At 42.6% G+C, this 11796-nt stretch carries 10 protein-coding genes; 9 read left to right on the top strand and 1 reads right to left on the bottom strand.

Annotated features, from left to right (window positions below):
* Positions 1 to 47 precede the first annotated feature (47 nt).
* The 4 genes from ACWF5P_RS02290 (at position 48) to ACWF5P_RS02305 (ending at position 4112) form a co-directional block, all read left to right on the top strand.
* Positions 48 to 1928, top strand: coding sequence for an immunoglobulin-like domain-containing protein (locus tag ACWF5P_RS02290; RefSeq protein ID WP_452444549.1), 1881 nt, complete (start codon positions 48 to 50; stop codon positions 1926 to 1928).
* Positions 1929 to 2366: 438 nt separating this feature from the next.
* Complete coding sequence (locus tag ACWF5P_RS02295; RefSeq protein WP_101222986.1) at positions 2367 to 2750, top strand: DnaJ family domain-containing protein; 384 nt, start codon at positions 2367 to 2369, stop codon at positions 2748 to 2750.
* Positions 2751 to 2814: 64 nt separating this feature from the next.
* On the top strand, positions 2815 to 3393 hold the full coding sequence (gene lepB, locus ACWF5P_RS02300; protein WP_101222985.1) for a signal peptidase I: 579 nt from the start codon (positions 2815 to 2817) through the stop codon (positions 3391 to 3393).
* A 233-nt stretch (positions 3394 to 3626) separates the two neighbouring features.
* The gene (locus tag ACWF5P_RS02305) at positions 3627 to 4112 is read left to right on the top strand and encodes a DedA family protein (protein ID WP_402898525.1); all 486 of its coding nucleotides are present in this window, start codon (positions 3627 to 3629) and stop codon (positions 4110 to 4112) included.
* 86 nt (positions 4113 to 4198) lie between these two features.
* On the opposite strand, the gene ACWF5P_RS02310 is transcribed toward ACWF5P_RS02305, so the two are convergent.
* Entirely contained in the window at positions 4199 to 4933 is a 735-nt protein-coding gene (locus tag ACWF5P_RS02310) for an SDR family NAD(P)-dependent oxidoreductase (protein WP_101222983.1), read from the bottom strand.
* Positions 4934 to 5387: 454 nt separating this feature from the next.
* On the opposite strand from ACWF5P_RS02310, the gene ACWF5P_RS02315 reads away from it, so the two are divergent.
* The 5 genes from ACWF5P_RS02315 to thpR all read left to right on the top strand — a co-directional run bounded on the left by ACWF5P_RS02315 (position 5388) and on the right by thpR (position 11795).
* On the top strand, positions 5388 to 6725 hold the full coding sequence (locus ACWF5P_RS02315; RefSeq protein ID WP_452444550.1) for an MATE family efflux transporter: 1338 nt from the start codon (positions 5388 to 5390) through the stop codon (positions 6723 to 6725).
* A 325-nt stretch (positions 6726 to 7050) separates the two neighbouring features.
* Positions 7051 to 8463 (top strand): dipeptidase PepV, encoded by a 1413-nt coding sequence (gene pepV, locus ACWF5P_RS02320; RefSeq protein WP_034309301.1) that lies wholly within the window; start codon positions 7051 to 7053, stop codon positions 8461 to 8463.
* A 20-nt stretch (positions 8464 to 8483) separates the two neighbouring features.
* Positions 8484 to 9338: a D-amino-acid transaminase gene (gene dat, locus ACWF5P_RS02325; RefSeq protein WP_452444551.1), complete on the top strand. Its 855-nt coding sequence runs from the start codon at positions 8484 to 8486 to the stop codon at positions 9336 to 9338.
* Between the two features lie 202 nt (positions 9339 to 9540).
* On the top strand, positions 9541 to 10779 hold the full coding sequence (locus tag ACWF5P_RS02330) for an Nramp family divalent metal transporter (RefSeq protein WP_452444552.1): 1239 nt from the start codon (positions 9541 to 9543) through the stop codon (positions 10777 to 10779).
* 458 nt (positions 10780 to 11237) lie between these two features.
* On the top strand, positions 11238 to 11795 hold the full coding sequence (thpR, locus tag ACWF5P_RS02335) for an RNA 2',3'-cyclic phosphodiesterase (RefSeq protein ID WP_230176851.1): 558 nt from the start codon (positions 11238 to 11240) through the stop codon (positions 11793 to 11795).
* Position 11796: the final 1 nt, after the last annotated feature.

The following is an 11796-nucleotide window of genomic DNA, read 5'->3' on the forward strand; positions in this document are numbered from 1 at the left end:
GTTACTATTATTATAGATTTAAATATAAATAGACTGGAGTTCGATCAATGAAAATACCATTATTGAAGGTTGGGGCACTGACCTGTTTAACACTCGGTTTGTTCAATGGACAGGCTTTTGCGGAGTCTGGTATAACCAATGCGTGTTCATCATTCGGTGAGATTCAACCCAATGAAAATCCTTCCCATAAGCAGATTAACTGCTTACTGACGAATGCAGCAATAGAGGCTGAAATCCCCCCTGAAGTGGTAAAAGCGGTGGCTACACAGGAAAACGGAGATTGGAGGCAATTTAATGAGGACGGTAAACCGATTAAATCCGACGATGGCGGTATCGGTCTAATGCAGCTTACCAATAAAACTGGATATGATCAGAAAAAGCTGGAAAATGATATAGTCTACAATATCGAGGCAGGCGTCGAGGTCCTGAGTGGCATGTATTCAAGAAGTGATTTGCCGAAGATCAAAGGTGCAGGACGCAGGGTCATCGAAAATTGGTATTTCCCTGTCATGGCATACAATGGGACAAAACCGGTGAACAGTCCTCTTTACCAGGAAAACGGACAAAGAAATGCGAGTGCCTACCAAGAGGAAGTTTTTGCTGAGATAGAAAAACAAAGTTATTTGGATGGCACAAAACTGGCCAAATATCCATTCAAAACAACGGACTTTCAATATGACCGGGAAAGCACCGAAAATATCATCTTTAAAAATCTTGAATACACACTGACAGATCAAACGCATGACTCCGTTTATTGGTTCAAGGCAGGAGACAAAGTTGTGACGACATCCAGTGCGAATATCAGGAAAGAAATAAGCACTACGGCAGGTGCAGTACGTGTGCCACCAAATACAAGCATGATCATCACAGGGAATTTTGATTATCACGAATCTACGGGAAATAAATTTGTCTTTTACCCCGTACAAACGGAAGACAACAGTATTAAGGGGTATGTTTCATCGGCTTACATCTCCAATGGGCCATCGATTGTCAAGGATACGGATATGCCTGTGATTTCAGGAGCTGCCGGTAAATCGATACCATTCAACTCAACCTTCAATCCTAAAACCGGCATAAAGGCGAAGGATGATAAAGATGGTGACTTAACGAGTGTCATACGTGTCGAAGGTAAGGTGGATACCAAGAAAGTGGGCACCTATAATTTGACTTATACGGTAGCCGACAAGGCTGGGAATGTTGCCAAGGTCACAAGGAAAATAACTGTTTATGATCAAGTCAAGCCAGTGATTTCAGGTGCCGGGAATAAAACCATCAAACTTAATTCTTCATTCAGTCCAAAAACGAACGTGAGTGCCAAGGATAATGCCGATGGCAACTTGACTAGTAAAATCAAAGTGACGGGTACAGTCAATACGAAGAAAAAGGGGACCTATACATTGAAGTATACGGTCACCGATTCATCGAAAAATGCAGCGACAGTTACAAGGAAGATCACGATTGATGGCACCAAGCCGGTCATCTCGGGAGCCAATAGTAAAACAGTTGCCTATTATTCGACATTCAACCCTAAATCAGGTGTTTCTGCGAAAGATAACCTTGATGGCAACTTGACTAGTAAAATCAAAGTGACAGGTACGGTGAATACGAAGAAAAAGGGAACGTATACATTAAAGTATACAATCACTGATTCATCGAAAAATACTGCGACAGTCACAAGAAAGATTACGGTAGACAGCACCAAGCCGGTCATTTCCGGTACCAAAAGCAAAACCATTGCCTATAACTCGACATTCAATCCTAAATCAGGTGTATCTGCGAAAGATAATCTTGATGGAAGTTTAACAAGTAAGATCAAAATAACAGGGACTGTGAATACGAAGAAAAAAGGTAACTATACATTGACTTACACAGTTACGGATAAATCGAAGAACAAGGCAGAAGTAAAAAGGAAAATCACAGTTAAATAGATGGCAAAAAAGGATTCCCGCAATAGGGGGAATCCTTGAATTTGTAGGCAAGGGTTTATCTGAATTTCAAAAAAAGTTGATTGGAGCGGGTGTGCGAGACTCCTGCTGGATAAGCGAGTCGAGGGTAGACCCACAGGCGCAAAGCGCCGAGGAGGCTAACGGACCGCCCGCGGAAAGCGAGTGCCCTACGTTTCAATCGACATCCTTAGATTTTACAAACCCTCATAAAAACTGTAGATAAACTTGATTTTCAACGGGTTTGTTTACAGTCTGTAGGATTCCCGTCATAGGGAATCCTTTTTTGATGTCTAAATGTATTTGGCTGAAAGGTATGCATATATAATAGTAGAAAGTGTCTTTCAGGGTGGAGTGGATATTGATAAAAATGTTATAATTGTAAATAGATGTAACATAAAGTGATCTGAAGGGGGATTGTTTATGGGCAAAGAACACGGGCATGTAAACTGGATGGATCAGATTTTTAAGGAATATGAACGTGACGGCGGGTTGAAGAATAATCCTGGCTTTGGAAAACCGCTTCCGGAGTCGGCGTTATCGGGAAATATATATGACAATTTCTTGGCAAAGGCCAAGGATGCCGGCTACCTTCCGCTTTGGATAAAATGGCAAAAAGAAATTCGGGAAGAGTTATCCGGATTGGTTCGATTGAAAAAAATGAATGGACCTGAATCTGAAATAATGAAACGAATTGATGAAATAAATGAGAAAGTACGTACATATAATGCGATTTGTCCAGCCAAAATGCAGCGCAGGGAAATAGAGTTGGAAAGCATCGATATCCAATATGAAAAATGGAAGTAATTGACAATGTGTAAAATGTGGGTATTTGTATGACGTGATCATTAAAGGATTATGATATAATGGCATGAATAAAAAACAGAGAGAGGGACTTCGATTGGAAAATAGAAAAGAAGTTTTTTCATGGATAAAAGCGATATTGATTGCAGTCATTCTAGCTTTTTTAATTCGAACGTATATTTTTGCACCGATTGTCGTGGACGGTGAGTCAATGATGCCGACTCTGCAAGACCACGAGAGAATTGTTCTTACCAAGTTTGGAACGAGTATCGATAATATCGACCGGTTTGATATTGTCGTTTTTCATGCAACGGTAGATAAAGATTATATAAAAAGGGTTATCGGTCTGCCAGGAGACCATATTGAATATAAAGATGATACGCTTTATATTAATGGGAAAGCTTATGAAGAACCATACTTGGACAAATATAAGAATCAGATGGCAGGGGTGCCGCTGACTGAATCCTTCAAGCTCGAAGATATTACAGGCAGCATGACTGTGCCGGAAGGTCAGCTGTTCCTTATGGGGGACAATCGCCAAAATAGTTTGGATAGCCGTGAAATCGGCACGATTTCCGTCGATGAAATTGTAGGCAAGGCGAATCTAGTGTATTGGCCGATCAATGAAATAAAGATTGTGAAATAAGAAGAAGCGGACTCAGGTTTAGAGTCCGCTTTATTGTTGCGTTTTACATTCCATTGTCATACAGGTTTTTCAACAAAAAACGTGTCAATTCTACTTTTTTTATCTTTTTTTATGAAAATCAACTCATTTGGGTTAAATTAGGTTATCCTATTAAAAAGAAGTAATCACGTTACCCAGGCCCGCATAAGAAATTGGATTACTTTAAAAAAGGGTGCTGAGATGGAGTACTATAGATGGATATAGTAAAGGATTTAATATCAAACTATGGTTATTTCGCGATATATGGGCTGTTGGCCATTGGGATTATCGGCTTGCCGGTTCCTGATGAGTTCATGATGACTTTTGTCGGCTATTTGTCATCCATTTCCGTTTTGAATGTCCAGGGAGCATTCCTTGTCAGTTTCCTTGGATCGATATCCGGGATGCTTTTCAGTTATTTCATCGGGAAAAAGGTAGGGAAGCCTTTTTTGAGGAAGTATGGTAAGTGGATCAAAATGACCCCCGCGAGGTTGGAAAAATTGGAGAAATGGTTCAATAAATACGGTCCTTGGACCATTATCATAGCCTATTTCATCCCAGGAGTCCGTCACTTCGCCAGTTACATTTCCGGTATGAATGGAATGGGGAAACGAAAGTACTTTATCTTTGCCGGAGCAGGTGCTTTCAGCTGGTGTTTGGTATTTACGACTTTTGGCTATTTCATTGGTGTGTTAACTTAAATCATTTCAACTTCAAAATTTCTTTATTGAATCAGAAAAACCCGTTTCTGGATTCCAGAAACGGGTTTTTCCATTTCTGCCTATAATTATTGAGCTGAGTATCCACCGTCGATGACAAGCTCGGCACCAGTTACGTATGAAGCGTCATCGGAAGCAAGATAAAGCACGGCATTTGCAATATCCGCCGGCTGACCCAAGCGTTGTAATGGTGTTGCCTTGATCATTTGGTTCACTAACTCTTTTGACTCTTCTAATTTTTGAGTCATCGGTGTTTCGATGATACCAGGGAATACAGCGTTGACACGGACACCCATGCGGCCATATTGCGTTGCGGCAGCCTTGGAAATAGCACGAACAGCACCTTTTGAAGCAGAATAAGAGTTTAAGCCCATTCCGATTTGAGCAGTAAAGGAAGAAATGTTCACGACTGCGCCTTTACCTTCTTTAGCCATGTAAGGAACAACGTGTTTCATTCCAAGGAATGGTCCAAATCCATTGATGCTTAACATTAGCTGCCAATCGGCCAATGACGTATCGTTAATGCCTTTTTCCGTTGAGATACCGGCATTGTTAACCAAAATGTCGATCTTGCCAAATTTAGCGATAACTTCATCCGTCACTTTTTTCCAGCTTTCGTCTGAAGATACATCAAGTACAGCTCCATGGACGTTATCCAATTCATTCACAACAGCTACAGCTTTTTCATTGATATCAGCAGCAATGACTTGTGCTCCTTCTTTTGTGAATAGGTCAACCATTTCCCTACCCATACCAGATGCTCCGCCAGTGATAATGGCTACTTTATTAGTCAATCTTCCCATCATGATCACTCCTAATTGGTTGTTATAACGATGAATATATGTTCAAGCATAGTTCAAAAGTTATATTATCAACGAGCAATACTATAACTCCTTTTAAAATCCGTCAAGCTTTTTATTTTTTCGCTTGCGATTTTGCTTTTTCTTGCTGGGTAAAAAAATTCATGTACGTTTGTGGAAAAAGGAATTCCCATGTTGAGAGCGTTATCAATCTTTTAATCTACAAATTTGATACCGTAGATCATCAATATCTAAAATAGCTTAATCCGTTCTATTTGAACCGATTAACAAGTAATCTTGTAGAGGCATCGTATGCATGTTGGGGAGCACCATATGTTCAATTCTAGTGATTAAAATGGAATACTGCAAACTTTTTGTACTTTGGATACAAATTTTTATAACATCATTCCAATTCTAACTTTTCAGAACTTTTCTGTACATTGGAGGTCATCATTTTATGAATAACAGAATGTATCTTTCCTTGGCCATCCCGCTTACGATTTCGACGATGAGTACGCCCTTGCTTGGTGCGGTCGATACGGCTGTGGTTGGAAAGTTGAGCGATCCCGCCTATATTGGCGGAGTGGCTGTCGGAACCATTATTTTTAATACGATGTATTGGCTTTTTGGTTTTCTTCGGGTCAGTACATCTGCCTTCGCTGCACAAGCGGAGGGGGCAAGGGATGAGAAGCAAAGCCTGATGGCCTTGGTTCGGCCATTTTTCATAGCAGCGATCATCGGTCTTCTTTTTATCGTGATCCAGAAGCCCATTTTGAATGTTTCGTTAGGCGCAATCGGTCCGGAATCGGACGTTTCCACCTTTGCCGCAGACTATTTCGGCATCCGGATATGGGGGGCACCTTTTGCATTATTGAACTATGTCATCTTAGGCTGGTTAATCGGGAAATCCAGGATAAAAACATCTTTGTTCATTCAAGTTTTCATGAACGTGATCAATATAGTCTTATGCCTCGTTTTTGTAAATGGCTTTTCATGGTCTGTATCAGGGGTTGCTGCCGCTTCATTGATATCAGAGATTGCCGCGTTTTTCCTGGGCTTGTGGGTGATCCGGAAAGCGGTCAACGTACCGGATTCATTTTCATTCCGGGAGGGGTTCGATCGGGCTTCCCTGAAAAAAATGATGGTGGTCAACAGGGATTTATTCATCAGGACCATTTGCCTGATCACGGTTTTCAATCTTTTTACGGCCAAGGGAGCCACTTTCGGGACAGAGACACTGGCGGCAAACGCCGTACTCATTCAAATCCATTACCTGATGGCCTATTGCTTTGATGGCTTCGCGAATGCATCGAGTCTTCTGGTCGGGAAGGCGATTGGTTCAAGAGATATAAACCTTTATAAAAAAACACTCTCACTATCGGCACGGTGGGGCTTGTATGCTTCGTTCATACTTGCCGCATCTTACTATCTATTCAGTGATGAGGTCATTCTCTTATTCACGGATATTCCCGGCGTCATCGAATTGGCCCATGAATATGGACTTTGGATAGTCCTATTCCCATTCAGTGCCTTTATCGGACTCATTTTTTATGGAGTGTTCACCGGTGCGACTGAAGCCGTTCCAGTAAGGAACTCGATGCTCCTTGCACTAATGGCTTTTCTAATAGTCCAATTCGCAGCAGTCAGCAATCATGGCAATCATGGATTATGGCTTGCATTCCTGGCTTTCAGTTTAGGACGTTCTTTGTTTTTAGCATTATACATCCCAAGGCTAAACCGAAAAGTTACAAAGCTTATGGATGCCGATAGTTTAATGAAATCATCCTCTTTTTAATAAAAGAGGGTGTTTTTTTTGTAGACAAAAGGAAGTCTATCTAAATTTTTGTTGATGGAACAGGTGTGCGAGACTCTTACGGGAAAAGCGCGTCCAAGGGAGACCCCGGCGGCGTATAGTGCCGAGGAGGCTCCCGGAACGCCCGCGGAAAGCAAGTGCCTGGAGAGGAAATCAACGGGGTGTTTTTTATTTATGTAAGGGCTTTTATCGGTAGTTTGACGGTAGCGATAATACGGGAATACGAAGAATAGGTAGCAACGCTTGGCGAATCAGGTAGTAAAAGTGATAAAATGAAAAATATATATAAAAGAGGAGTTGTCGTATTTTGAGTGAATTGAATTGGCGAGAAGAAGTTGAAAAACGGAAAATGGACTTATTACTGGATACTCAAAACTTATTGAAAATAAAAAGTGTACTTGATGAAGAACACCCGACAGAGGAGGCCCCACTCGGTAAAGGGGTGAAGGAAGCGCTTGATTTCATGCTTCAATTAGGCGAAAAAGACGGTTTTACTGTGAAAAATGTCGATAATGTCGCTGGTCATATCGAAATGGGGGAAGGCGAGGAGTTAATCGGGATTTTATGCCATGTCGACGTGGTACCAGAGGGAGATGGCTGGAGTTCGGATCCGTTTGGCGCTGAAATCCGCAATGGCCGCATATATGCTCGCGGTGCAATCGATGATAAAGGGCCGACGATGGCTGCCTATCATGCGATGAAGCTGGTCCGGGAGCTAGGAGAACCTTTGAACAAACGTGTGAGGATGATCATTGGAACCGATGAAGAATCGAATTGGCGCTGCGTTGACCGGTACTTTGAAGTGGAGGAAATGCCCTCGATAGGCTTCGCACCAGATGCTGACTTCCCGATCATCAGTGCGGAAAAAGGAATCTGGGATTTCTCGGTTATCCATCCTGCCGATGCAGGAAATGGCACGAACTCAGACGTGAATGTCATCGAGTTTTCTTCAGGTCGAAGGACGAATATGGTACCGGATTTTGCGACGGCTATTGTGGAAACGGACAACACTGCTGAAGTGGCGGCAAACTATCAGGATTATTTGCAAAAGTACTCATTGGAGGGGCAAGCCGTTCCGCAAAAAAATCAAGTGCTGCTTGAAATGAATGGTGTCTCGGCACACGCGATGGAACCGAACAATGGAAGAAATGCAGGTCTACATTTAGCTGTATTTTTAGCTGATCTCACTCTTGATCCGCATGCGAAAGCCTACTTCACTTTCATCAAGGATCGTTTGTTCGAAGATTCCCGCGGAAATAATTTAGGTGTGGCTTATTCGGATGAGCAAACAGGAGAATTGACGATCAATGCCGGCGTTTTCAATTATTCTAAACAAGGCGACAGCTCGATCGGTTTCAGCATGCGTTATCCGGTCACGTTTGAGTGGGAACAGCAAAAGGCGGCGCTGGAAGAAAGGCTTGCGGCATATAATTTGAAAGTGAAGACTAATTCGCATTCAACTCCACATTATGTGGACAGTGAAAGCTTCTTGATCAAGACCTTGCAGGAAGTGTATGAAGCGGAGACAGGTGATAAAGCCGAGCTTCTTTCGATTGGCGGCGGCACATATGCCCGTTCATTGAAAGAAGGCGTTGCATTTGGCCCGCTTTTCCCAGGCAGCGAAGACATTGCGCATCAGAAAGATGAATATATTGATATTGAGGATATGCTTAAGGCTACGTCCATTTATGCACGTGCCATTCATGAATTGGCTAAATAAGAGGTAAAGAGGGAGAAGACATGGGAAAAATCATTTTTAACGGCGACCTTAAAAGCAGGTCCGAAGTAAAGGTAGATATTGAAGACCGGGGATATCAATTCGGTGATGGCGTCTATGAAGTCATCCGGGTTTATAATGGTGAATTATTTACAGGGGATATGCATTTGAACCGTCTGATCGACAGTGCGAAGTTGATACAGATGAAGGTTCCCTTTACCATAGCGGAAATCAAAACCCGCATGAAAAAGCTGATCGCTGAAAATCAACTGAAGGACGGTATCGTCTATATGCAGCTGACAAGAGGAGTATCTGCGCGTACACACTCTTTTCCAAATGCAGAGGTGGAACCGGTCTTTGTCGCCTATACAAAGGAAATGCCTTATACAGGCAAAATGAAGCCAGGGGTCAATGCTGTTACCACCGACGATATACGCTGGCTGCGCTGTAATATCAAGAGTTTAAATCTACTTGGTAATATAATGGCTAAACAGCAAGCGATCGAAGCAGGCTGTGATGAAGCGATCCAGCATCGTGATGGTACGGTGACGGAGGGTAGTTCGTCAAATGTATCAATCGTGGTGGATGGGCAACTTAAAACGCATCCGGCCACAAACTTGATCCTGAATGGAATTACTCGTCAGGTGATGCTGAAACTTTGCGCGGATCATGTGATTCCCTATGTCGAAGAAGCCTTCACGGTCGAGGACATGATGGCAGCCGACGAAGTCCTTTATACAAGCACTAGCGTCGAAGTGACACCAATTATAAATATCGATGGCCAATCGATTGCAGCCGGGAAACCCGGTCCGATTACCCGAAGACTGCAGAAACTGTTTTCCGAGGAAATCGAAAAGCAATGCGGTTCCGTTAACTAGAAAAAAAACCCCTTTGCCACTATTGGCAAAGGGGTTTTTATATGTGTAGTCGGAAGCGAGATAGACATCTCCGAGTTAATTACTCCATATGCAATCCTCCCTTTTTGACATTTTCAAGAACCAGGAATATACTTGCTAATAACCTAAAAAGTTTACCTGTCGCAACAATTTAAGTTGCGTTTAAAAAGGAGTTGACATAGATATGTCCGATGCGTTGCATCAATCTTCTTCGAGAGGAATAAAAAAACTTCTTCCCTATCTAGGGCCTGCCTTTATAGCAGCTGTGGCCTATATTGATCCAGGGAATTATGCGACCAATATTACAGCCGGATCAAAATATGGCTATACGCTATTATGGGTTATCTTCGCATCCAATTTAATGGCTGTGCTAATACAATCACTATCAGCTAAATTGGGAATAGCCACTGGAAAGAACCTTCCAGAGTTATGCAGGGAAAGATTTTCGAAAAAAACATCTTTCTTCTTATGGATTCAGGCCGAAGCCGTTATAATGGCAACCGACCTGGCTGAATTCATAGGAGCTGCACTAGGGATTTATTTGCTATTTGACTTACCGCTTATCACATCGGCAATAATTGCAGCGATTGGTTCCTTTGCCATTTTGGAAATCCAGCGCAGGGGTTATCGAACATTCGAAGCTCTGATCACTGTCATGATATTTGTAGTTGTGATAGCATTTGGTGCTCAAGTTTTTTATGCAAAACCTGATACATCAGCCGTTGTTTTAGGACTCTTCACTCCAAAGTTTGAGGGAGTGGACAGTATTTTACTTTCAGCCGGTATGCTTGGAGCCACCGTTATGCCACATGCGATATACCTTCATTCATCTTTGACGCAAAGAAGAATAGTCGGAGTAAACGATTTGGAAAGAAAAAGGATTTATCGTTTTGAGCTCATTGACATTGTCATCGCCATGTTGATTGCAGGTGCGATCAATGCCGCCATGGTCATCGTTTCAGCTGCCCTATTTCATAAGAATGGAGCACTGGTTGAGGACTTGGATGTTGCCTACCAACAGTTCGGGGCCATGCTTGGACCATCAGTCGCGATGTTTTTTGGAATAGGACTTTTATTTGCCGGCTTATCCAGCTCATCCGTTGGTGTAATGACCGGTGATGTAGTCATGCAGGGATTCATTAAAAGACATATACCCATTTATTTGAGAAGGATCATTACAACCGTTCCGCCCCTGCTCATAATATTATGGGGAGTGAATCCATCCAAAGCACTTGTGATGAGCCAAGTTGTACTCTCGTTTGGCATCGCGTTTGCCCTAGTGCCCTTGATCTTGTTTACAAGTAATAAAAAAATCATGGGCAGCCTGGTCAACCATAAAATCACCTCGAGCGTAGCTTGGCTTATAGCTGTCCTTATCATTGGACTGAACTTGTTCCTGCTTTACGAAACAGTTTTTAGTTAAAAGAAGCAGGGAAGGACCAATCTTTGGTCCTTTTTTGTTTGGATTTTTGCTGTGTGTTTCGTTAATCCGACCTAGCGGGTTGATCATTCGAGCTAGCTCGGAGATAATCCGACCTAGCTCGGGTATAATCCGACCTAGCGGGTTGATCATTCGACCTTGTGCGCGGATAATCCGGCCCAGCGGGTTGATCATTCGACCTAGCTCGGAGATAATCCGACCTAGCTCGGGTATAATCCGACCCAGCTCGGGTATAATCCGACCCAGCTCGGATATAATCCGACCCAGCTGGGTGATAATCCGACCAAGCCCGAAAAAATCCTTCCTGGACCGTGTTCATAGTAAGTATGATTTGGAATATTCCTGATGGAGGGAATATTTATTAGGAAGCCCAAGAAAAGGTATATGCAATGGGAATTATGGTAAAATTAAAGGGAAAATAGGAAGGAATGAACGTGACCATGAATACTCATTTTTTCTTTGCTTTAGTATTGCCTGATGATATTAAGGCTTATTTAAATGCCGTTACGGAACGACTGAAGCCAGAATTTCCATTTAAGAAATGGCTGCATCCAGCCGATTATCATATTACGATGGCATTTTTGGGCAATGCTCCCGATACATTGAAAGAGGATGCCATGGGGCGTGTGGAAAGCGAGCTTTCCAATGAGGCTTCATTCGGTTTGGAACTCGGCGATATCGGCGGTTTTGGCAGGAGTGACAGTCCAAGGATCCTTTGGGCAGGCGTCAAGCAGCAAGATAGGCTATTTGCCATCCAAAGGAAAGTCTATAATTCTTGTATCGAAGCGGGTTTTGAACTTGATAAAAAGCCGTTTAAGCCTCATATAACGCTGGCAAGAAAATTCGAGGGTGAAAGTCCCTTTTCGTTGGAGAGCGTCCGCCAGATAGCGAATATGAAGGATAAGCATTTTGAAGCAGATCAGGTTGCGTTATATCAAACACATCTTGGAGCGTCCCCTTCATACGAGAAGGTTTTCACGATAAACCTTCAAAAATAGA

It is taken from the genome of Peribacillus sp. NPDC055009 (assembly GCF_053608705.1).

What these genes read in the sequence shown, in the direction of transcription:
- ACWF5P_RS02290 (WP_452444549.1), top strand. Translation starts at nt 48, where the DNA reads ATGAAAATACCATTATTGAAGGTTGGGGCACTGACCTGTTTAACACTC.
- ACWF5P_RS02305 (WP_402898525.1), top strand. Translation starts at nt 3,627, where the DNA reads ATGGATATAGTAAAGGATTTAATATCAAACTATGGTTATTTCGCGATA.
- lepB (WP_101222985.1), top strand. Translation starts at nt 2,815, where the DNA reads ATGAATAAAAAACAGAGAGAGGGACTTCGATTGGAAAATAGAAAAGAA.
- ACWF5P_RS02310 (WP_101222983.1), bottom strand. Translation starts at nt 4,933, where the DNA reads ATGGGAAGATTGACTAATAAAGTAGCCATTATCACTGGCGGAGCATCT.
- dat (WP_452444551.1), top strand. Translation starts at nt 8,484, where the DNA reads ATGGGAAAAATCATTTTTAACGGCGACCTTAAAAGCAGGTCCGAAGTA.
- ACWF5P_RS02330 (WP_452444552.1), top strand. Translation starts at nt 9,541, where the DNA reads ATGTCCGATGCGTTGCATCAATCTTCTTCGAGAGGAATAAAAAAACTT.
- thpR (WP_230176851.1), top strand. Translation starts at nt 11,238, where the DNA reads ATGAATACTCATTTTTTCTTTGCTTTAGTATTGCCTGATGATATTAAG.
- ACWF5P_RS02315 (WP_452444550.1), top strand. Translation starts at nt 5,388, where the DNA reads ATGAATAACAGAATGTATCTTTCCTTGGCCATCCCGCTTACGATTTCG.
- ACWF5P_RS02295 (WP_101222986.1), top strand. Translation starts at nt 2,367, where the DNA reads ATGGGCAAAGAACACGGGCATGTAAACTGGATGGATCAGATTTTTAAG.